At 72.0% G+C, this 20,144-nt stretch carries 21 protein-coding genes and 1 pseudogene; 14 read left to right on the forward strand and 8 right to left on the reverse strand.

The features are described from left to right. Positions 1 to 215 precede the first annotated feature (215 nt). A pseudogene (locus ACFQ3T_RS21895) lies at positions 216 to 1,547 on the forward strand (multicopper oxidase family protein); the annotation flags it as partial. A 128-nt stretch (positions 1,548 to 1,675) separates the two neighbouring features. Here ACFQ3T_RS21895 and ACFQ3T_RS21900 read toward each other — a convergent pair. Beyond that, positions 1,676 to 2,479: an HAD family hydrolase gene (locus ACFQ3T_RS21900; RefSeq protein WP_380725341.1), complete on the reverse strand. Its 804-nt coding sequence runs from the start codon at positions 2,477 to 2,479 to the stop codon at positions 1,676 to 1,678. A gap of 41 nt (positions 2,480 to 2,520) precedes the next feature. On the opposite strand from ACFQ3T_RS21900, the gene ACFQ3T_RS21905 reads away from it, so the two are divergent. Both ACFQ3T_RS21905 and ACFQ3T_RS21910 read left to right on the forward strand, forming a co-directional pair. Further along, positions 2,521 to 3,093, forward strand: a complete 573-nt coding sequence (locus tag ACFQ3T_RS21905) for a TetR/AcrR family transcriptional regulator (RefSeq protein WP_380725303.1) — start codon at positions 2,521 to 2,523, stop codon at positions 3,091 to 3,093. Continuing rightward, on the forward strand, positions 3,078 to 4,079 hold the full coding sequence (locus ACFQ3T_RS21910) for an SDR family oxidoreductase (RefSeq protein ID WP_380725305.1): 1,002 nt from the start codon (positions 3,078 to 3,080) through the stop codon (positions 4,077 to 4,079). The genes ACFQ3T_RS21905 and ACFQ3T_RS21910 overlap by 16 nt, the downstream gene beginning before the upstream one ends. Before the next feature lie 61 nt (positions 4,080 to 4,140). On the opposite strand, the gene ACFQ3T_RS21915 is transcribed toward ACFQ3T_RS21910, so the two are convergent. The 3 genes from ACFQ3T_RS21915 to ACFQ3T_RS21925 all read right to left on the reverse strand — a co-directional run bounded on the left by ACFQ3T_RS21915 (position 4,141) and on the right by ACFQ3T_RS21925 (position 6,655). Continuing rightward, the gene (locus tag ACFQ3T_RS21915; protein WP_380725307.1) at positions 4,141 to 4,797 is read right to left on the reverse strand and encodes a response regulator; all 657 of its coding nucleotides are present in this window, start codon (positions 4,795 to 4,797) and stop codon (positions 4,141 to 4,143) included. A 9-nt stretch (positions 4,798 to 4,806) separates the two neighbouring features. Beyond that, entirely contained in the window at positions 4,807 to 5,970 is a 1,164-nt protein-coding gene (locus tag ACFQ3T_RS21920) for a sensor histidine kinase (protein ID WP_380725343.1), read from the reverse strand. 193 nt (positions 5,971 to 6,163) lie between these two features. After that, entirely contained in the window at positions 6,164 to 6,655 is a 492-nt protein-coding gene (locus ACFQ3T_RS21925) for a hypothetical protein (protein WP_380725309.1), read from the reverse strand. An 85-nt stretch (positions 6,656 to 6,740) separates the two neighbouring features. On the opposite strand from ACFQ3T_RS21925, the gene ACFQ3T_RS21930 reads away from it, so the two are divergent. The 6 genes from ACFQ3T_RS21930 to ACFQ3T_RS21955 all read left to right on the forward strand — a co-directional run bounded on the left by ACFQ3T_RS21930 (position 6,741) and on the right by ACFQ3T_RS21955 (position 12,518). Beyond that, positions 6,741 to 8,258, forward strand: coding sequence for a dynamin family protein (locus ACFQ3T_RS21930; RefSeq protein ID WP_380725311.1), 1,518 nt, complete (start codon positions 6,741 to 6,743; stop codon positions 8,256 to 8,258). Continuing rightward, positions 8,255 to 8,632 carry a nucleotide exchange factor GrpE gene (grpE, locus tag ACFQ3T_RS21935; protein WP_380725313.1) on the forward strand — a complete coding sequence of 126 codons (378 nt, stop codon included), beginning with the start codon at positions 8,255 to 8,257 and terminating at the stop codon, positions 8,630 to 8,632. The genes ACFQ3T_RS21930 and grpE overlap by 4 nt, the downstream gene beginning before the upstream one ends. A gap of 7 nt (positions 8,633 to 8,639) precedes the next feature. Continuing rightward, positions 8,640 to 10,457 carry a dynamin family protein gene (locus ACFQ3T_RS21940; RefSeq protein WP_380725315.1) on the forward strand — a complete coding sequence of 606 codons (1,818 nt, stop codon included), beginning with the start codon at positions 8,640 to 8,642 and terminating at the stop codon, positions 10,455 to 10,457. Positions 10,458 to 10,651: 194 nt separating this feature from the next. Then, positions 10,652 to 11,326, forward strand: coding sequence for a hypothetical protein (locus ACFQ3T_RS21945; protein ID WP_380725317.1), 675 nt, complete (start codon positions 10,652 to 10,654; stop codon positions 11,324 to 11,326). 6 nt (positions 11,327 to 11,332) lie between these two features. Continuing rightward, positions 11,333 to 12,037 carry a DddA-like double-stranded DNA deaminase toxin gene (locus ACFQ3T_RS21950; RefSeq protein ID WP_380725319.1) on the forward strand — a complete coding sequence of 235 codons (705 nt, stop codon included), beginning with the start codon at positions 11,333 to 11,335 and terminating at the stop codon, positions 12,035 to 12,037. Further along, positions 12,021 to 12,518: an Imm1 family immunity protein gene (locus ACFQ3T_RS21955; protein WP_380725321.1), complete on the forward strand. Its 498-nt coding sequence runs from the start codon at positions 12,021 to 12,023 to the stop codon at positions 12,516 to 12,518. The genes ACFQ3T_RS21950 and ACFQ3T_RS21955 overlap by 17 nt, the downstream gene beginning before the upstream one ends. On the opposite strand, the gene ACFQ3T_RS21960 is transcribed toward ACFQ3T_RS21955, so the two are convergent. Next, entirely contained in the window at positions 12,515 to 12,700 is a 186-nt protein-coding gene (locus ACFQ3T_RS21960) for a DUF397 domain-containing protein (RefSeq protein WP_380725323.1), read from the reverse strand. The two genes, ACFQ3T_RS21955 and ACFQ3T_RS21960, sit on opposite strands and share 4 nt — an antisense overlap. Next, the gene (locus ACFQ3T_RS21965; RefSeq protein ID WP_380725325.1) at positions 12,697 to 13,563 is read right to left on the reverse strand and encodes a helix-turn-helix domain-containing protein; all 867 of its coding nucleotides are present in this window, start codon (positions 13,561 to 13,563) and stop codon (positions 12,697 to 12,699) included. The genes ACFQ3T_RS21960 and ACFQ3T_RS21965 overlap by 4 nt, the downstream gene beginning before the upstream one ends. 100 nt (positions 13,564 to 13,663) lie before the next feature. Between ACFQ3T_RS21965 and ACFQ3T_RS21970 the strand changes: the two genes are divergently transcribed. The 4 genes from ACFQ3T_RS21970 (at position 13,664) to ACFQ3T_RS21985 (ending at position 17,317) form a co-directional block, all read left to right on the forward strand. After that, positions 13,664 to 13,927 (forward strand): hypothetical protein, encoded by a 264-nt coding sequence (locus tag ACFQ3T_RS21970; RefSeq protein ID WP_380725327.1) that lies wholly within the window; start codon positions 13,664 to 13,666, stop codon positions 13,925 to 13,927. A gap of 7 nt (positions 13,928 to 13,934) precedes the next feature. Continuing rightward, the gene (locus ACFQ3T_RS21975) at positions 13,935 to 14,405 is read left to right on the forward strand and encodes a GNAT family N-acetyltransferase (protein ID WP_380725330.1); all 471 of its coding nucleotides are present in this window, start codon (positions 13,935 to 13,937) and stop codon (positions 14,403 to 14,405) included. Positions 14,406 to 14,922: 517 nt separating this feature from the next. Continuing rightward, a complete protein-coding gene (locus ACFQ3T_RS21980) occupies positions 14,923 to 16,734 on the forward strand; it encodes a phosphoenolpyruvate carboxykinase (GTP) (protein ID WP_380725331.1) in 1,812 nt (603 codons plus the stop codon). A gap of 115 nt (positions 16,735 to 16,849) precedes the next feature. Then, complete coding sequence (locus ACFQ3T_RS21985) at positions 16,850 to 17,317, forward strand: hypothetical protein (RefSeq protein WP_380725333.1); 468 nt, start codon at positions 16,850 to 16,852, stop codon at positions 17,315 to 17,317. Positions 17,318 to 17,358: 41 nt separating this feature from the next. Here ACFQ3T_RS21985 and ACFQ3T_RS21990 read toward each other — a convergent pair whose 3' ends face one another. Further along, entirely contained in the window at positions 17,359 to 18,189 is an 831-nt protein-coding gene (locus tag ACFQ3T_RS21990; RefSeq protein ID WP_380725335.1) for a septum formation family protein, read from the reverse strand. Positions 18,190 to 18,193: 4 nt separating this feature from the next. Beyond that, a complete protein-coding gene (locus ACFQ3T_RS21995) occupies positions 18,194 to 19,450 on the reverse strand; it encodes a hypothetical protein (RefSeq protein ID WP_380725337.1) in 1,257 nt (418 codons plus the stop codon). 178 nt (positions 19,451 to 19,628) lie between these two features. On the opposite strand from ACFQ3T_RS21995, the gene ACFQ3T_RS22000 reads away from it, so the two are divergent. Beyond that, positions 19,629 to 20,144 (forward strand): YbaB/EbfC family nucleoid-associated protein (locus ACFQ3T_RS22000; RefSeq protein ID WP_380725339.1); only part of this gene is annotated, 516 nt, incomplete at its 3' end.

Raw genomic sequence — 20,144 nt, forward strand, 5'->3', positions numbered from 1 at the left:
GGCCGGAGCAGCCCCGCGGAGGGGCGGCGCCGGGGCGGCGACCTGCGCTCTCGTCATGCCGCGGAACGCTGCCCGGCCGGCGCCGGTCAGCGCGTCGGCCCGGCGCGGACACCGTCGGCGTACCGCTGGGGGATGACGCTACCGCCACCGGAGTACCCGCGGGTTACCGTCGCCGGCCGACGATTTCGCCGCCGCCGGAACGCACGATCGTCACCATGAGACGACGCAGCTTCCTCGCCCTGACCGGACTGGTCGGCGCCGGCCTGGTCGGCGTCGCCGCGACCGGCTGCGGCTCGGACGGCAACGCGGGCACCCTGTCGTTCGCGAACCGGCTGCGCATCCCGCCGGTGCTCGACCCGGAGCCGGGCCCGGACGGCGTCAAGCGCTTCCCGCTGCACCTGCGCGCCGGCCGCGTCGAGCTGCTGCCCGGCACGACCGCCGCCACGTGGGGCGTCAACGGCGACCACCTCGGGCCGACGCTGCGCGTCCGCCGCGGTGACCGGGTCGCGATGGGCGTGACCAACCAGCTGGGCGAGGCCACCACCCTGCACTGGCACGGCCTGCGCCTGCCCGCGGCGATGGACGGCGGCCCGCACCAGCTGATCGAGCCCGGCGCCACGTGGAACCCGGCGTGGACGGTCGACCAGCCCGCCGCCACCTGCTGGTACCACCCGCACCCGCACGGCCTGACCGCGCGGCACGTCTACCGCGGCCTGGCCGGCATGTTCATCGTCGACGACGACCGCGTGCCCGGCCTGCCGAGCGCCTACGGCGTGGACGACGTCCCGCTGATCGTGCAGGACAAGGAGTTCCGCGCCGACGGCGAGCTGGACGAGGCGCTCGGCGGCACGTTCGGCCTGCTCGGCGACCACGTCCTGGTCAACGGCACCTACGACCCGTTCTTCGAGGTCACCACGTCGAAGGTGCGGTTCCGCGTGCTCAACGGCTCGAACGCCCGCGTCTACGACATCGGGTTCGCCGACGACCGCGAGTTCCACGTGGTCGGGTCCGACGCGGGCCTGCTCAACGCCCCGGCGCCGGTCCGGCGGTTCCGGATCAGCCCCGGCGAGCGGTTCGAGGTCGTCGTGGGCTTCACGCCCGGCGAGCAGGTCGTGCTGCGCAGCTCGGCGGGCGACAGCGACGTGGAGGAGGGCGACTTCGACCTGCTCAAGCTGACCGCCGCGGCCACGCTCGCGCCGTCACCCGACCTGCCCGCGACGCTGTCGGACGTGCCCCCGGTCGTGCCCGGCCCTAGGGTCCGCCGGTTCCGCCTGGGCGGTTCGGAGATCAACGGGCAGGACATGGACCTGGCCCGCGTGGACGAGGTCGTGCCGGCGGGCGCGCGGGAGGTGTGGGAGGTCGACAACATCACCTTCGCGCACAACTTCCACGTCCACGAGGTGGCGTTCACCGTGCTCGACATCGACGGCGCGGCGCCTCCCGAGCACCTGCGCGGGCCGAAGGACACGGTGTTCGTGCCCGGCAAGTCGAAGGTGCGGCTGGCGGTCCAGTTCGGCCACCACGTCGACCCGAAGACGCCGTACATGTACCACTGCCACATCCTGCGGCACGAGGACAAGGGGATGATGGGCCAGTTCGTGATCGTCGAACCGGGCACGAGGACCGCACGTCGCGCACCCTCGCCGTCCACGGCCACGGCCACGGGTGACCGGCGTCAGGCGGCGAAGTACCGGTCCAGCACCGCCGCCGCGCCGTCGTCGAGGATCGTGCCGGTGACCGCGTCCGCGACCTCCTGGACGGCGACCGGCGCCTGGCCCATCGCGACGCCGTGCGCGGCCCACCGCAGCATCTCCACGTCGTTGGAGCCGTCGCCGATGGCCAGGGTGTCCTCTTCGGACACCCCGAGCGCGTGCCGCAGCTCCTCCAGCGCCGCCCCCTTGGTCACGCCGGGGGGCGACAGCGTCAGCCACGGCTCGGTGTGGTCGCACGACGCCGTGACGCCGGGCAGGTCGACGTCGAGCACGCGCAGCGCCAGCTCCTCCGGCGTGCGGCCGACCCAGCGCACGACCAGCCGGGACGTCGGCGTGGCGGCCAGCTCGGCGAACGTCACCTCGCGCACGTCACCCCAGAGGTCGCCGTCGGGGAACCGGCCGAGCGAGAGGTTGCCGACGCCGGTCACCTCGACCGCGAACACCGCGTCGGGGAGCAGGGCGCGCAGGCGTTCGACGGACGGCCCGGGGTCGAACGCGACTTGGCGCACCACCGCGCGCGAGTCGGTGTCCCACCACACCGCGCCGTTGGAGCAGATCGCCGTGGTGCCGCGCAGGCCGAGGTCGTCGACGATCGGGCGGGTGCCGACGAGGCTGCGACCGGTGGAGAGGACGACGTGCGCGCCGTGGTCGACGGCCCGGTCGATCGCCGCGCGCACGGCCGGTGCGACGTCCTCGCGGCCGACCGGGGTGATGGTTCCGTCGATGTCCAGGGCGATGAGGCGAGGTCTCCAGGTCACTGTCACCACCCTACTGGGCGACCATTAATGAACCGTGGTTCAATAACCGGGTGGCACGACCGAAGACGATCACGGACGAGCGGCTGCTGACCGCCGCGGCGGAGGTGATCGGCGGCAAGGGGCCGGGGTTCACGATGGCCGACGTGGCCGCGCGGGCCGGTGTGTCGGTGGGCACGGTGGCCGGCCGGTTCGGCTCGAAGAGCGGCCTGCTCCAGGCCCTGACCAGGCAGACCTCGACCGACAACGTGCGCCGGATGCGTGCGGCGGCAGCGGCGGGGGCCGACCCGGTGGCCGGGCTGCGGGCGGCGCTGCTGACGTGGTTCGAGGGCCTGACCGACCCGGCCGAGGCCCAGCACCACCTGGCGCAGCTCGGCGTCGACCTGATCGACCCGGAGCTGCGCGCGCTGCTCGCCGACCTGTACGCGGTGACCGAGGAGACCGTGCTGGACCTCACCCGACAGGCGGACCTGCCGCACGGTCCGCCGCCCGAGCGCGCGGCCCGGGTGCTCACCGGGTTGCTCTACGGCGTGTCGATGGACTGGTCGATCCGGCCGCGCGGCGCGCTGGCCGACCGGCTGGCGGAGGACGTGGACGCGGTGCTGGACGCGTGGAAGGGGAGATGATGGTGGAGTCGCAGGGCGAGGCCCAACGGGACACGGCCCAACAGGACACGGCCCAACGGGAGAAAGCGCAGCAGGGCAGGCCGTTGGCCGGCAAGGTCGCGGCGGTGACGGGGGCGACGCGCGGAGCCGGCCGGGCGATCGCGGTCGAGCTGGGCGCGGTGGGCGCGACGGTGTTCGTCGGCGGGCGGTCGACGCGCGAGCGGAAGTCGCCGATCGGCCGTGACGAGACGATCGAGGAGACGGCGGAGCTGGTCACGGCGGCGGGCGGCCGGGGCATCCCGGTGCGGTGCGACTTCACCGCGCCGGCCGACGTGGACGCGTTCCGCGCCCGCATCGAGTCCGAAGTGGACGGGCGGCTGGACGTCCTGGTGGACGACGTGTGGGGCGGCGAGGCGGACACCGAGTTCAAGGTGTTCTGGGAGCAGGACCTCGACCGCCAGCTGCGGATGTGGCGCAACAGCGTCGAGGCGCACTTCGTGACGCTGCACCGCCTCCTCCCGCTGCTGGTGCGGCAGCCGGGCGGGCTGCTGGTCGAGGTGACCGACGGCGACGGCGACGAGTTCTACAGCGGGTCGCTGGCCTACGACTCGGTGAAGGTCGCGATCCGCCGGTTCGGCACCGTGCTGGCGAAGGAGCTGGAGCCGCACGGCGGCACGTCGGTCGCCGTCACGCCGGGGTTCCTGCGCTCGGAGCAGATGTTGGAGCACTTCGGGGTGACCGAGGCCAACTGGCGCGACGCGATCGCCAAGGAGCCGCACTACGCGATGTCCGAGACGCCGCACTACGTGGGGCGCGGCGTGGCGGCGCTGGCCGCCGACCCGGACCGCCACCGGTTCACCGGCAAGGCGCTCGCGTCGTGGACCCTCATGCGGGAGTACGGCTTCACGGACCTCGACGGCTCGCGGCCGGACTGGGGCCGCTGGTACGACGAGGTGTTCAAACCGGGCGTCGACCCGACCACCGCGGACGTGTCGAAGTACCGCTGACCCGGCGCTCGTCCGGCCCGTCCACACGTCCGACCGGCCGCACGTCCGACCGGGCGCCCGGTCAGACGTCGCCGGGCCGGACGAGCCCCGTCTCGTACGCCAGCACCACGGCCTGCACCCGGTCCCGCAGCTCCAGCTTCGCCAGGATACGGCCGACGTGCGTCTTCACCGTCGCCTCGGACAGGAACAGCTTCCGCGCGATCTCGGTGTTCGACAGCCCCTTGGCGATCAGCACCAGCACCTCGCGCTCCCGCTCGGTCAGCGCCTCCAGCACCGCCGCGTCCCGCAGCTCGCCGCCGCCGTCGCCGAGGAACCGGCTCAGCAGCCGCTTCGTCACCGACGGCGACACGACCGCGTCACCGCTGGCCACGGCCCGCAGCGCGGACACCAGGTCACCCGGAGGGGTGTCCTTGAGCAGGAACCCGGAGGCGCCGTTGCGCAACGCCGACAACGCGTACTCGTCCAGGTCGAACGTGGTCATCACGAGCACCTTCGCGGTGCCCGCCTCGGCGATCCGCTTGGTGGCCTCGACCCCGTCGAGCACCGGCATGCGGACGTCCATCAGCACCACGTCGGGGCGCAGCCGCTCGGCCAGGTGCACGGCGTCGAGGCCGTTGCCCGCCTCGCCGACGACGTCGACGTCCTCTTGCGCGCCGAGCACCATCCGGAAGCCCATGCGCATGAGTTCCTGGTCGTCGACCAGCAGGACTCGGATCACCGGACCACCCTATGACGGAGTCAGCGGGAGCACGGCGCGAACCCGCCACCCGCCGCCGGGGTTGGGGCCCGCCTCCAGCGTGCCGCCGAGCACGCCGGCGCGTTCGCGCATGCCGATGAGGCCGTTGCCGCCGGACACCGCGACCAGGTCGTGCGGGGTGCCGAAACCGTCGTCGGTCACCTCCACCTCCACCTGGTCGGGTGTTCGCGCCACCCGGACGGTGGCCGCCGCGCCGGAGCCCGCGTGCTTCAACGTGTTCGTCAGCGCCTCCTGCACGATCCGGTACACGCCGAGCCCGAGGCCCGCGGGCAGCGTGCCGAGGTCGCCCGCGGTCTCCAGCGCCACCGGCAGCCCGGCCGCCCGGCACGTGTCGGCCAGCTCGTGCAGGTCGCCCGCGGCGGGCTGCGGCATCCACTGCGTGCCCGACTGGTCCTCCGACCGCAGCACGCCCAGCAGCCGCCGGAGCTCGGTCAACGCCTGCCGCCCGGTGTCGGCGATGGTCCGCACGGCGGCCTCGGCCAGGTCCGGGTTGCTCTTGATCGCGTACCCGGCGCCGTCGGCCTGCACCACCATCACGCTCACCGCGTGCGCGACGACGTCGTGCAGCTCGCGCGCGATCCGCGAGCGCTCCTCGCCGACCGCGATCCGCGCCTGCTGGTCCCGTTCGGTCTCCAGCAGCTTGAGCCGCTGCTCCAGCTCCGAGTGGTAGGCGCGGCGCGCGCCGACGAACTCGCCGAGCGCCCAGCTGAACGCGAACACGACGGCGATCACGAACACCATGAACGCGGCCTCGGCGCCCGCGCCCATGCGCCACAGCGCCCACACGAACGTGCCGACCGCCAGCCAGATCGCGTACAGCAGACCCTGCCGCCTGCCGACGTACGCGACGACCGTGTACAGCCCGACCGCGAGCGCGAAGTCGGCCAGCCGGAACGGCGCGCCGTCGCTGATGTCGCCGTGCGTGAAGAGCTGGACCGACCCGCCGAACAGGATCACGTACGACGAGCCGAGCGGGTACTTCCGGCGGAACACGACCGGCGCGATCATCATCGCGCCGACGAACAGCAGCGCCGAGCCGGGCACCCGCGTGCCGGCGGCGGCCATCGTGCCCAGGTCGAACACGAGCAGCACCCCGGCGATCAGGGAGTCCCCGAACACCGGGTGCGCTCGCATCCACAGGCTCAGCCGCCGCACGTGACCAGGTTAGGTACCGGCCGGCCGACCGCGCGTCGCGCCACGGAATGACCCCGGCTAGTCCTGGAGGCGGATGCCCGCCCGACCCGTTGACCGGGCGAAACGCGGCGGCCGGCGCGCCCGTGTCGTCGGGTCGCGCCGGCCGCCGCGTCGGGATCGCCGTGTGTCGCGGTTACCGCACGGTCTTGATCTGCGTCGGGTCGACGTGCTCCTCGACCCTGGGCGCGGGCGCGCCGCGGGTCTGCTCCACCCGGGTCTGCTCGACCCGGGTCTGCGGCGGCACGGCCCGCTGCTGCTCGTACTGCCGGTGGTCCTCGGCCATCTCATCGGCCAGCTGCTGCTGGAGCTGCCGGTCGCGGATTCGGCCGAGGATCATCATGGTCACCGCGTGCACCAGGGCCAGGACGAGGAGCATCACGCCGAGCTTGACGACGATGTCCTTGACCGGGTCGCCCGTGTCCACGGAGATGATCGACACGATGGCGAGCAGTCCGAGCACCACGAGGTGGAAGAGCACGGTCGCCAGGCGGGTCATCGACTTGGCGGCCTCGGGGTCGCCGTACGCACGGCTCATGTATCCCCTGCCGCCCCGGTAGATGAGCTGGCCGTCGATCAGCACCAGCACCACGCCGAGCAGCAGGAACACCGCGTATCCCTGTTCCATGGCTGACCTCCCTCGTCGATCGCGGAAATACCCGTGAGATCCGGTTCGCAAACCGCCCGTCAACCGCACGTGGCACGATCTCGGCGTGACGACGCAGGCCAAGCAGCTCGCCGGTCCGCTCTCGGCGGCGGTCGCGAACCTGTGCGTCGGCTTGCAGCCCCAGGTGTCGCCCGCGACCGCGGCGGGGTTCCGCGAGGTGCTGCGGCGGCTGTCCGCGCCGCTGCAGGTCGCCGTGGCGGGCCGGATCAAGTCCGGCAAGTCGACGTTGGTGAACGCGTTGATCGGGCGTCGCGTCGCGCCGACGGACGTGGGCGAGTGCACCCGGCTGGTCACCCGCTTCCAGTACGGCACGGTCGACCGGATCGAGGTCGTGTTCACCGACGGCCGCAAGCAGGTGCTGCCGTTCGAGCCGAACGGCGGCATCCCGCCCGACCTCGGCGTGGACTTCGACAAGGTGTCCCACATCGAGGCGTACCTGACCAACGCCGTGCTGCGCGACCTCACCGTGATCGACACGCCCGGCCTCGGCTCGCTGGACGCCGCGTCCGTGGCGCGCACCGAGGCGTTGCTCGGCGGCGAGCTGGACCCGGTGTCGCGCAACGCCGTGGCCGGCGCGGAGGCCGTGCTGTACGTCGTCACGCAGGGCGTGCGCGCGGACGACCAGCAGGCGTTGGCCGCGTTCACCGCCGCCACCGCGAGCCGCGAGGCCGGCCCGGTGAACGCGATCGCGGTGCTCAACAAGGCGGACACGATCGCCGCCGAGACCGTCGAGGGCTCGGACGGCGACACGTGGCGGGCCGCCGTCCTCCTCGCCGAGCGCCAGGCGCACACGCTCAAGCCGCGGGTCGCGGACGTGCTGCCGGTGATCGGGCTGGTCGCCGAGTCCACCGAGACGGGCGGCTTCACGTCGGCCGACGCGGACGCGCTGCGCAAGCTGGCCGAGCTGGACGAGGCGACCCGCGAGACCATGCTGATCTCGGCCGACCTGTTCGTGGCCTGGGAGTGCGACGTGCCGGTCGGCACCCGCACCCGGCTGCTGGAGAAGCTCGACCTGTACGGCATCCGCAAGGCGCTCGAAGCCGTGGACGCCGAGCCCGCCATCACCGCGGGCGCGCTGCGCCGCAAGCTGCTCGACGCGTCCGGGCTGGACGGCGTGCGGGCGAAGCTCAACGCGGTGTTCCGCTCGCGCGCCGACGGGATCAAGGCCGCCGCCGCGCTGGCCTCGGTGACCGCGCTGGCCGCCGCCTCCGGCGACCCGAACGAGCGGCAGCGCGTGCACGACGCCATCGAGGTGCTGCTGGCCAAGCCCGAGGCGCACCAGCTGCGGCTGCTGGAGGCGTTGACGCTGGTGGCGTCCGGCGCCGTGGCGATGCCCGCCGACCTGGTGGAAGAGGTGCTGCGGTTCGGCAGCTCGCCCGACCTGTCCGAGCAGCTCGGCCTGCGCGGCAGGCCGCCGCGGGAGCTGATGGCCTACGCGCTGGAACGGGCGGGCTGGTGGCGGTCCTTCGCGTCGTTCGGCGCCACGCCCGCGCAGAGCCGGGTGGCGCACGTGGTGCACCGGGCGTACTTCCTGATCTGGCAACAACTGCGGGGGCGGCGATGAGCGGAACGGAACCGGTCGGCGCGGCGTCCGACCACGCTGTGGAGACGACGCTGGAGACCACCATCGCCGGTGAGCTGCTGGACCAGGCCCTGGCGGAGCGGCGCACGCTGGTGCAGCTGTGCCTGTACGCGCTGGACCGGGCCCGCAGCGCCGGGGTCGTGGAACGGCTCGAAGAGGGCCTGGCGGGCATCGGCGTGACCGCGCTGCGGCCGGACGGCGAGCGGTTCGACCCGTCCCGGCACGAGGCGGGCGGCACCGTGCCGACGGACGACGCGTCGCTGGACGGCGTGGTCGCGGAGACCGAGGTGGTCGGCTTCTCCGACCGGGGCCGGACGCTGCGCGCGCCGATCGTCACCGTCTACACGGCCCGCTGAGGCGCCGGTGAGCACCCTCCCGCAGACGGTCCGGCAGACCAGGGAGAAGCTGACGAACCTGGTCCGCGGGCTCGACCCGGCGGCGGCGTCGTTCGTGGAGACCCGGCGCGGCGGCCCGGCGTCCGTCGTGGTCGTCGGCGAGACGAACCGCGGCAAGAGCTCCCTGGTCAACGCCCTGCTGGCGACACCGGGCCTGTCGCCGGTCGACGCCGAGGTGGCGACGGCGACGTACCTGGTGTTCCGGCACGGCGAGGAGTGGTCCGCCCGCGCCTGCTACGCCGGGTCGATGTCGCCGGTGCCGTTCGACCGGTCGGAGCTGGTGAACTGGGTGTCCGCGGCGCACGACCTGCCCGAGGGCATGCTGCCGCCCCGGTACGTCGAGGTCGAGGCCCCCATCCCGCTGCTGGAACGGCTGTCCGTCGTCGACACGCCGGGGGTCGGCGGGCTCGACTCGGTGCACGGCGAGCTGGCCGCCGAGGCCGCCGCCACGGCCACCGCTCTGCTGTTCGTGGTCGACGCCTCGGCCCCGTTCACGCGCGGCGAGCTGGACTTCCTGCGCACGGTCGGCGAACGCGTCGAGACCGTCGTGTTCGCGTTGACCAAGGTCGACCAGTTCCGGGGCTGGCGGCAGGTGCTGGAGGCCGACCAGGCGTTGCTGGCCGAGCACGCGCCCCGGTTCCGCGGGGCCACGTTCCACCCGGTGTCGTCCCGCATGTTCGAGCTGGCCGCGAAGGCGCCCAACCCGGACGCGGCGGCCATGCTGCGCGACCGGTCCGGTGTCGGCGCGTTGCAGGAGGCGTTGCAGGAGCTGGTGGTGGGCCGGGCGGCGATGCTCGGCGAGGCCAACGGCCTGCGCGCGCTCGCGACCGTGCTGGACGAGCTGATCGCGCGCGGCGAGGCGGACAAGCGCGCGCTGTCGTCCGGCGAGGAGGAGGCCGAGACGCTGCGCGGACGCCGTGACGAGCTGAACTCACAGCGCCGGTCGTCCACGCGGAGCTGGCAGGTGCGGCTGCGCGGCGAGGTGCAGCGGGCCAGGGTCGAGGGGGCGCACGAGGTCAGCCGCCAGATGCGCGACGTGCAGACGTGGTTCCGCACGGCCATCGACTCGGCCGACCGCGAGCGGCTGGCGGCGTTGCCGCAGGAGGTCGACACGGCGTTGCAGCTGGTGTCGGGCCGGATCAGCGCCGGGCTCGCCGGGCGGCTGTCCCGCGTCGCCGACTCGGCGCTGGCCGACCTGTTCTCGCCGGAGGAGCTGGCCGTGATCCGGGGCCAGTTCGCGCGCGGCGTGACGCCGCCGGTCGTCCTGCGTCCGCCGGAGAAGCGCGTGCCGACCGCCGAGGACAAGCTGCTCGTGTTCATGGGCGTGTCCGGCGGCCTGGGCGTGGGCCGCCTGGCCGCGTTGCCGCTGGCCGGGCTCGGGGTGGCGGCGCTGAACCCCGTCGTGCTGCCGGTGACGATCGCGCTCGGCCTCGGCGCGGGCTGGTGGATGGCCCGCACCCGCAAGCACTCGGCCGACAAGCAGCACCTCAAGCAGTGGCTGTCCGACGCCATCGCCGACGCGCGGTCCACTGTGGACCAGCTGGTGGCGGAGCAGCTGATCGAGGCCGAGCAGCAGCTGTCGCTGGCGCTGGACGACGCGCTGGGCAAGCGGGTCGACGCGATCGAGGCGGAACTGCGCGAGGTCGACAAGGCGCTGCGCATGGAAGCCGGCGAGCGGACCCGCGCGCTGCAGGCCGTCACGCGCCGGCTGGCCGAGCTGACCGCGGGCCGGGCCAAGGTGGACGAGCTGCTGGCCCGGATCAGGGCCGTCCGCGACCGCGCCTGAACCCGCGACCGACCCTGGTCGTCCCGAGGTGGGCGGTGGCGCCGTGCCGTCGCGGCGGGCGTCGGACGATCGATCACCCAGGGTGGTGGCAAGCGGGCCGTTTTCGGTGGCCGGGCGTCCCGACCTTCCCCGGCGGAACCGAACAGGCATAACGTGAGTCCAACCGGCACAAGCACGCGGGAGGGTGGGACACGGTGTACATCGACGAGACGGGCACGACCGACGGCGAGCTGAAGGTCACGGTCGGCGACGAGGAGTACACCGCCGAGGCGACCTACGACCTCGACGAGGACGGCGTCGACGAGAGCGCGGTGGTGGAGACCGACGACGGCGGCCACCTGGCGTTCAGCGACACCGACGGCGACGGCGACGCCGACCTGATGAGCACGTTCGACGCCGACGGCGAGCTGACCGGGCAGGCCGAGTTCGACGAGGGCTCCGGCGAGTGGGTCGCCGTCGACCCCGACGACGACCACAGCCGGGAGACGAACACCAACGCGGGCAAGTCCATCGTCGTCGACGTCGAGGACGGCAGGGACCAGGAGGTCGGCCCCGCCACCGAGGACACCGACGGCGACGGCCGCGCGGACACCGCCGTCGTGAAGGACGAGGACGGCGACACCTGGCTGTTCACCGACGCCGACGGCGACGGCAAGGCCGACCTGGCCACCGAGATCACCCAGGACGGCGAGGTCACGGTGTCCAAGCACACCGGTGACGACGAGTGGACCGAGGTCGAGCACGGCCGCATCGGCGAGGACGGCAAGTACACGCCGGACAGCGACGAGGCCTGGTCGGAGGACAAGGTCACCGTCTCGGGCGTCGTGCGGATCGACTCCGTCACCGGCCAGTGGATCAGCCCGAACTAGCCCGTGGTGCCCGCGAGCCTCGCCGAAGTCGCCGCCGCCATCGACGCGGCGTTGGCCAGGGCACGTGACGCCGTGGTGGCGCTGACGGCGGCCGGTGACCTCGCCGACGAGGCGGTCGGCCTCGTCGAGGAGGCTTTCCAGGGGGCGTCGTCCCTCGAAGCGGATGCCGCCGAAGTGGTCGGTGCCTGGACTGAGGTATCCGACAGCACGGCGCGATTTCGTGACGCGCTGGCGATGGGAATCGCCCGTGCCGAGCACTACTCGGCTCACCTGGCCATCGATGTCGGCCGACGTACCGAGACCTCATCGGAACATGGCTGGGACACGCAGCAGCGCAAGGCGCTTCCCACCTACGTGACCAGCGGGTGGTTGTTCGACGAGGACGGTTACAGCGAACTGGTCCAAAGCGGGCGTGAGACCGACGACGAACACCGGCGGATCGCCAACTTCCTGATCGAGCAGGACGAAGTGCCTCGAACCGGGTTTCCCGAGGTCGCCAAGCACGTCGAGATGAAGGCGGCGTGGCGATTACGTGTCAGCGGGACCGACAGTGCCACGGTGATCGTGAACAACTTGGTGTGCACCGGGCCGATAAGCTGCGCTGAGCTGCTGGAATCGGTGCTGCTACCCGGACAGGTGCTTACCGTGTACGACCCGGTGAGGAAGAGGCGCTTCCCTGAGAGGGGGGACGACCGTGAGCTACACCCTTGACGTCTGGTACCACCGGGCCGAGGTGCCCTCGGACTCGCCGCAGACCGTGCGATCCGAGTCGGAGTTGGCTGAAGTCCTGGCCTACGTGCTCGCCAACCACCAACCGAATCCACCGGTTTTGGTGGCGCGCGAGCGGCCGAAGGTCGGTCGTCGGGGACGCCCTGATCACCAGATCAAGGTCGATGCCGACGCCGCCGGCGGCGTCGGCGCGATCCTGGCGATGGGACCCCGCGACTTCGTACCCGGATCGGCTCCGGACTTCGTCGGGACGTCCCCGGATGGTGGGGTGTGGATAGCCGAGTGCAAGAGCTGGACACCGCCTGCCGACGCGCCGTCGTTGTACATCGACAAAGCGGTGATGACCGAGTTCCCGCGGCGCGCCGTGCTGCCGCTGGACCTCTGGCAGGAGGCGTTGCGCGAGTTCATGCGCACCGGCCTCCGGCCGACCTGCGTCGAGTGGGACGTGTCGGCCGTCTACTAGCGGTTGGCGAGCCGGTTGACGAACGAGCCCCAAGCGCGGGACGTGAACGCGAAGTGCGGTCCGTCGGGGTTCTTCGAGTCCCGGACGCCGACGGTGGCCGGGGTCAACCGCACCTCGACGCAGGCATTGCTACCGCCGGAGCTGCGACTGCTCTTGAACCACCCGGTGTCTCGCGCGATCACGTGCCCTCCCTGATCCGCTCGATCAACAGCGCTCGGGTGTCCGCGCGGCTCAAAGCCAGCTCCTTGACCCGGGTGAAGATCCGCTGCATCGGCTCGACGTCCTCGGGTTGATCGTAGTAGGGCGCGGGGCCGTGCAGGCTGGTCGCGAAGCTCACCGGCGTGGATTGCGCGAAGTCCAGCACCACCAGGCCACCGCCCAGCGCCGGGTTGTTCGACGTGCCCGCCGGGATCACGCCCAAGTCGAGGTCCGGGTAGCTCTCCAACAGTTGGAGCAGGTGCAGCACCTGGCCGCGCATCACCGACTCGTCGCCGACCACGTTGTCCAGCGAGTCCTCGGTGAAGACGATCTCGATCCGCTTGGCCGCGCCGGTCTCGAACACCCGCCGCTGGTGGTCGAGGCGGAAGGCGGTGCGCTCGGCGGTCTCCGACTCGGAATCGGGCCAGTAGATCGAGTTGGACAGCGCCATGATCGCCCGGACGTAGTCCTTCGACTGGACCAAGCCGGGGATCACACCGCACTCGTACCAGCGGACCTTGGTGGCTGCGGCCTGCAACTCCGCCAAGCGCTGGAAGGGCTCAGGCAGGTTGTCGACATATCCTCGACGAGGTGCACGCCGCCGGGCCGCGGCGCCGAGGGCGAGGATCGTCTCGCGTTCCCGGCCGTGTGCGCCATAGAAGTCGAGGAGCTTGGCCAGCTCGTCGACGCCGAGCCCGCCTTTGCCGTTCTCGACCTGGCTGATCCGGCCGGGCGTGCGCCCGATCGCCGTGCCGGCCTCGCCTTGTGACTTCTTTGCCTGGTTGCGCAGCCGCGTGAGGGCGAGCCCGAGTTGCAGGCGCTCGATGGTCTGCCGCGCCAGCGCCATGTGTCCACTCCACCGGGTTATCGCTAACGGGCTATCTGAACCCTAATCTATAGGGGTTACTCCGCGTGTTCGATGACATACAACCAGGTAGGAGAGAAGCGTGGCGCAGAGGGTGATCCGCAAGGAGCGCGAGCGGCGGGAGTGGCTGCTCCGGTGCCAGACCGACCGGGGCGAGGCGGCCGTGTGCACGATCAACGTCAACAACGGGGTGGTCGAGCTGCTCGGCCCCGACGACAAGTTCTGCTTCCAGCTGGAGGACACGTCGATCGCCGACTTCCGGTCGGCGTTCGACGCGGCCATCGCCCGCGCCGAGGCGGACCTGACCGCGAATTCGAGTGCGGGGGTCGTGCGCCTGTCGCGATGATGGCCGCATGGTCATCCGCCCGCTGACGGCCGACGACATCGGCACCGTCGTGGAGTTCTCGCTGCGCGCGTGGGCTCCGGTGTTCGCCTCGTTCCGCGCCGCCCTGGGCGTTCCGATCTACACCGCGCTGTTCCCGGACTGGGAGTCGACGCAGGCCCGAGCCGTCGAGGACGTCTGCCGGGACGACGCGACAGCCGTGTGGGTGGCCGACCAACAGGACCGCGCCGTGGGTTTCGTCGCGATCCGGGTGGGGGACGGCGAGATCCACATGCTGGCCGTCGACCCCGACCACCAGCGGCAGGGCATCGGCTCCGCCCTCACCTCCTTCGCCGTCGACCGCCTCCGCGAAGCGGGCGTCACGCTGGCCGTCGTCGGCACGGGCGGCGATCCCGGGCACGCCCCCGCGCGCCGCACCTACGAACGCGCGGGCTTCACGGCGTTCCCCCAGGTCCAGTACTACAAGCGCCTCGACCGATGACCTGACCGGCGTGGACCTGGCGGGAACGCGCACATCGGACATCGTCTGCCACCGCGGTGGCGCGCTGTGCGTGATCGATGAAGTCGTTGTGGCACAGGTGGAACAGTCGCCGATCGCGTTACCCGGAACGTGCGTGCGCCGTTCCTGAAACGGTCGAGTAATCCGGAGATTGTGCCGCAGCAATTTCTTCGTGCGGTCATGGGAGCGCTCTCACGAAGTCGCTGTTTATACACCTGAACGTGTGGCGATCGACGCACTGGCGGCACTTGCATTCCGGGAACTAAAGCCCAGGTCACAGGGCGATTTGTGGTGATCGGGTGCTGAATCGATTCCAGAATCGGTTTTGTGAGCCAGCCGACAGGTCAGATGTGCGTTACCGAGGATTAACCCGGCTAACCTCCGTCTATCCCATTGAACGGCACGCCCTCCACCGGGCGGGCGGAGCTATTCCCGAGGACGTCCCACCAGGACGACGGCGTCCACCGTGGGCTGGCGCTCAGCTAGGAGACGAGACGAGATGACGGCAGTGACCATTCCCGGTCTCGACCACGCACCGACCAACCACCCGCGCCTCCTGTCCTGGGTGCGCGAGGTCGCCGAGCTGACCTGCCCCGACGAGGTCGTGTGGGCGGACGGCTCCCAGGACGAGTGGAACCGGCTCACTGCCAAGCTCGTGGACGCGGGGACGTTCGTCCCGCTGAAGAAGAAACCCAACTCGTTCTGGGCCGCGTCGGACCCCACCGACGTGGCACGGGTCGAGGAGCGCACCTTCATCTGTTCGGTGGACCCGCAGGACGCGGGCCCGACGAACAACTGGATGGACCCCGCCGAGATGAAGGCGATCATGACCGAGCTGTACCGCGGGTGCATGCGCGGTCGGACGATGTACGTGATCCCCTTCTGCATGGGCCCGCTCGACGCCGAGAAGCCGATGCTGGGCGTGGAGATCACGGACTCCGAGTACGTCGTCGTCTCGATGCACATCATGACCCGCATGGGCACGAAGGCGCTGAACCGATTTGGTGACGACGCCGACTTCGTCCAGGCGCTGCACTCGATCGGCGCGCCGCTGGAGCCCGGCCAGGACGACGTCCCGTGGCCCTGCAACGAGACCAAGTACATCACGCAGTTCCCCGAAGAGCGGATGATCTGGTCGTTCGGCTCGGGTTACGGCGGCAACGCGTTGCTGGGCAAGAAGTGCTACTCGCTGCGCATCGCCTCGGTGATGGCGCGCGACGAGGGCTGGCTCGCCGAGCACATGCTGATCCTGAAGCTCACGTCGCCGGAGCAGAAGGCGTACTACATCGCGGCCGCGTTCCCGAGCGCCTGCGGCAAGACCAACCTCGCCATGCTGGAGCCGACCATCCCCGGCTGGAAGGTCGAGACCCTGGGCGACGACATCGCCTGGATGCGGTTCGGCGAGGACGGCCGGCTCTACGCGGTCAACCCGGAGAACGGCTTCTTCGGCGTCGCGCCCGGCACCGACTACCACACCAACCCGAACGCGATGCGCACCATCGCCAAGGGCAACTCGCTGTTCACGAACGTGGCCCTCACCGACGACGGCGACGTGTGGTGGGAGGGCATGGGCGAGCCGCCCGCCCACCTGACCTCGTGGAAGAAGCAGGACTGGACGCCGGACAGCGACGAGCTGTCGTCGCACCCGAACTCGCGCTACTGCACGCCGATCGACCAGTGCGACATCAAGGCGCCCGAGTGGGACGACCCGAACGGCGTGCCGATCTCGGCGATCTTCTTCGGCGGCCGCCGCGCCACGACGATCCCGCTGATCACGGAGTCGCGCGACTGGCAGCACGGCGTGTTCATGGGCGCCACGCTGTCCAGCGAGACGACCGCCGCGGCCGTCGGCAAGACCGGCGTCGTGCGCCGCGACCCGATGGCGATGCTGCCGTTCATCGGCTACCACGCCGGCGACTACTTCCAGCACTGGATCGACACCGGCAAGTCGGCCGACGCGGACAAGCTGCCGAAGATCTTCTACGTCAACTGGTTCCGCCGCGGTGAGGACAAGCGCTTCCTGTGGCCCGGGTTCGGCGAGAACTCGCGCGTGCTGAAGTGGGCCGTCGAGCGCCTGGAGGGCAAGGCCGCCGCGGTGGAGACGCCGATCGGCCACGTCCCCACGGCGGGCGAGCTGGACCTGGACGGCCTCGACGCGCCGCGCGAGGACGTCGAGGCCGCGCTGCGGTTCGACGCCGACGAGTGGCGCGCCGAGATCCCGATGATCGAGGAGTGGTTCGCCAAGATCGGCGAGAAGGTGCCGACGTCGCTGCGCGACGAGCTGGAGGCCCTGAAGCTCCGCCTCGGCTGAGCCCGCACCCCTGAGACCCCCTTGGGGCGTGAGACCCGGTGGCCAACGACGTCCACCGGGTCTCTTTTTGGTTGCTCACCGCGCGTCGCGACTCGTCCGGATGTACCAATGAGGTATGTCCCAACAGGACGATTTCCTCGGCGGCCTCCACTACGACCGGTTGCGTGAGGCGCGGACCGAGCCGAGCACGACGATCGAGCGGTACCACCCGGCGGGTGGTGCGGTTGAGCCCGCCCGCGGGCGGGTATCGCCTTGGTGGCACGTGGCCGGCGTCCTGCTCGGGGCGGTCGGCGCGGCGGCCGCGGTGTTCGTCCTGGCGTTCGCGCTCGACCTCCTCGCGGACGGGGCGCGGACCGAGGGTCTGGTGGCGCTCGGGGTGGCGGGCTTCCTGGTGGCGCTGGTGTGCGCGGGGAAGCTGTCCCCAGCCGCGCCACTGGTCATGGGGATGGCCGCCCTCGCCGGTTCGGTGTTGTACGAACTGGAGACTTTCCCGTTCTTGCCCGTGCTCAGGACGGTGTTCGAGAGCGGCATCCCGGTCGTGGTGGGCGTGTTGCTGGTGATGCTGTCGGGACGACGCGGCTAGTTGTCCACAGGGTGTGGATGGAACTGTGCACAGCCTGTGGGTCAGCTGGGGAGCGGGTTCGCGCCGAGGCCCCACAGCCGCCCGGTGAACGGGCGCGTGGCCTCGGCGTAGCAGACCGCCGACGTGTAGCCCTCCGACCAGGCCAGGCTGCCGAACGCCCGCCACGACGCGAAGACGTCCTCGCGCGCCGCGCCGACGTAGTTCCGGACCGCCTTCGCGCAGTGCTCGGCCGCCTTGGCGTTCACCTGGTCCAGCGACGGCGTCGGGTCCTGCGGAGTGCCCAGCGTCAGCACGCCCGGCACGGCCTCCGCCCGGTGCGGCTGGTCGCACGCCGTGATCCCCGCGTCCTTGTCCTTCCCCGGCGACGCCGTCGCGCACAGCTGCACGGTGCTGAACCCGGCCGCCTTGAGGAGGTCCTTGGCCGAGTGCTTGCGCCGCACCCGGCTGCCGTCCGGCTTCAACTCCGCCACCGTGCACAGGAGCCAGCGGTCGCCCCTGGCCCAGCCGTCGCGGCTCGGCCAGAGCGCCTGCGCCTGCAGCCGGGTGGCGTCGTGGTCGGAACTGCCCAGGTACGCGGTGAGCGCGGCGCGGCACGGCGGCAGGGCGGCTCGGCGCAGGTCGCGGTCCTCCGGGTACTCGGCGGTCAGCCCGTCCAGCCGCCCGACCGAGGTGACCTCGGCCTCGTGCTCGGCCGCGCAGTCGAGGACGTCGAGGCCGGTGTTCGTGCACTGGCCCGGCTTGGGCAGCTCGTCGACGGTCGGGACGATCGACGTCCACACGACCTCGGCGTCCGGCACGCCCGAGACCCGGGCCGTGCAGGCGGCGAGCGCCAGCGCGGACAGTGCCACGACCGCCGCCCGCCAGCCCCTCACCCGGTCAGATTACTGACACCAGCGCCGCCACCTGATCGGCGATGGCACGGCGGTCCTGCTCGAACACCGGATCGGTCAGCGCGGCCGGGTCGGCGGGCTGCCCCAGCACGGGCGTGTGCAGGTGACCGCCCGCGGTCGCGGTGGCGCCCAGGCCCAGCCGCAGCCGGTTCGCCCGGTACATCGACTCGTTGGACAGGTAGTCGCCGCCGCTGCCGGAGGCCGCCGCCGCGCCCGGCGTCGGCTCGTCGGAACGGCAGCTCGGCGTGCCCGTGCCCGGCGGGACGCCCACCGGCCACTCGCAGAACGACCGGTTGAAGAACACCGGGAACGGCGTGGTCCCGGCGTCGACCAGGCGCTGGTGCGGCAACGTCGTCTCGATGAACTCGTGCGCCGGCTGGGGCCACCCCGCCGCGTCCGGCACGGCGCCGCGCGCCGCGACCTCGTTGTTGTCGGGGTACCCGCCCCGCCACCGCGCCGCCCACCGCTCCACGTCGAACCGCCCCGGCCGGCCCTGGCTCACGGTGACCAGCGCGTCCGGCCGGAACGCGAGCGCGCCGCCGTAGAACCGCTCCACGATCCCCTGGTCGAACGCCCCCCACAGCACGGGCAGGACGGCCGCCTCCACCACCACCGGCCCGGACGGCGTGGCCAGCACCCTCCCGTCGAGCCGCAGCGCCGCCGCGCCGGCCGGGTTGCTGCGCCGCACGGACGGGCCGTTGAGCTGGAACGGGTCGAACCCGGTCACCGCGACCCGCCGGACGCCGTCCGCGAACCGCAGGTCCGAGACACCCCGTGACGCGCGGTCGAACGCGTCGACCACCTTCGCCCGGTCCGCCGCGCCGAGCCGCCACCCGCTCGGCTGCCACTGCCGCAGCGCCTTCGTCGCCAGCAGCCGGGCCCAGTACAGCGGCCGGTCGTCGTAGGAGTCCCAGGTCTGCGCGGACTGCGCCCGCCGCACCGCCGTGCGCCACAGCTCCGTCCCGCCGGCGAGCGCGTGGTGGAACGCCTGGGCGCGGGAGATCGGCTCGCACAGCCGTGCGGCGAACCGGCTGACGTCGTCGTCGAACCCGCCCAACCGCGCCAGTTCCGGTCCCACCTCGGGTCCGGTGGGCGTGAGCCGGTCGTCCAGCCGCTGCTCTTCCACGGTGGTGGGGGCGTTCGGGTCGAAGCACCGCGCGGGCTGCGCGTGCGCGACGGCGGGGAGGGCGAGGAGGGTCAGACCGAGTGTGAGCGTCATCACCGCGCGGAGTCGTCTGGTCACCCGCCGATGCTGCCCAACCCCCGTGGGGTGGAGGAAGCCGCCGATCGGTCGGAGGGATCACCGGCCACCCTTTTCACCCGTTCGGGCACGAAGCGTGGTGATCCCTTGCCACTATGGGCCCCGCTCACCGGCGCGCCGCGGTGTCGTCGACGTCCCAGCACTGCCCGGAGGTCTTGTCGTGTCGGCCGAGTTCGACCAGCTCGTCGCCCAGTTCGAGCAGTTCCAGTCCCAGCTGCGCCGCGTCGACCAGCAGGTCGAGGGCATCGACCGGATGCAGCAGGAACTGGCCGCGCTGGAAGTGGTCGCGACCTCGCCCGACCGGGCGGTGACCGTCGTGGCGGGCCCGTCGGGCGCGATCAGGGACATCCGGCTGACCGACCAGGCCATGCGCCGGCCGCCGCACGCGCTGGCCGCCGCGCTGATGGGCACGCTGCGCCAGGCCGTCGCCGAGGCCGCACGCCGCCAGGCCGGGATCGTGGAGACCGCGCTCGGGGACGACCTGAACCTCACCGACCAGGTGTTGGAGACGCAGGCCCAGCTGTTCGGCGTGACGCCGCAGGACATGCGCGCCATGGTCGAGCAGCCGCCGCCGGCCGCCCCGCCGTACCCCGCGGTCCCGCCTCCCCCCGCCGTCCCGCCGCGTCCCGTCCCGCCTCACCCGACCCCGCCGCCTCCCGCGGCAGGTCCGGGACCG

The organism is Saccharothrix hoggarensis (genome assembly GCF_042678885.1).
Taxonomy (GTDB): Bacteria; Actinomycetota; Actinomycetes; order Mycobacteriales; family Pseudonocardiaceae; genus Actinosynnema; species Actinosynnema hoggarensis.

Coding starts and splice junctions, on each gene's coding strand:
- ACFQ3T_RS21920 (WP_380725343.1), bottom strand. CDS start 5,970: ATGCGAGCGCACCCGGTGTTCGGGGACTCCCTGATCGCCGGGGTGCTG.
- ACFQ3T_RS21925 (WP_380725309.1), bottom strand. CDS start 6,655: ATGGAACAGGGATACGCGGTGTTCCTGCTGCTCGGCGTGGTGCTGGTG.
- grpE (WP_380725313.1), top strand. CDS start 8,255: ATGAGCGGAACGGAACCGGTCGGCGCGGCGTCCGACCACGCTGTGGAG.
- ACFQ3T_RS21965 (WP_380725325.1), bottom strand. CDS start 13,563: ATGGCGCTGGCGCGGCAGACCATCGAGCGCCTGCAACTCGGGCTCGCC.
- ACFQ3T_RS21975 (WP_380725330.1), top strand. CDS start 13,935: ATGGTCATCCGCCCGCTGACGGCCGACGACATCGGCACCGTCGTGGAG.
- ACFQ3T_RS21980 (WP_380725331.1), top strand. CDS start 14,923: ATGACGGCAGTGACCATTCCCGGTCTCGACCACGCACCGACCAACCAC.
- ACFQ3T_RS21985 (WP_380725333.1), top strand. CDS start 16,850: ATGTCCCAACAGGACGATTTCCTCGGCGGCCTCCACTACGACCGGTTG.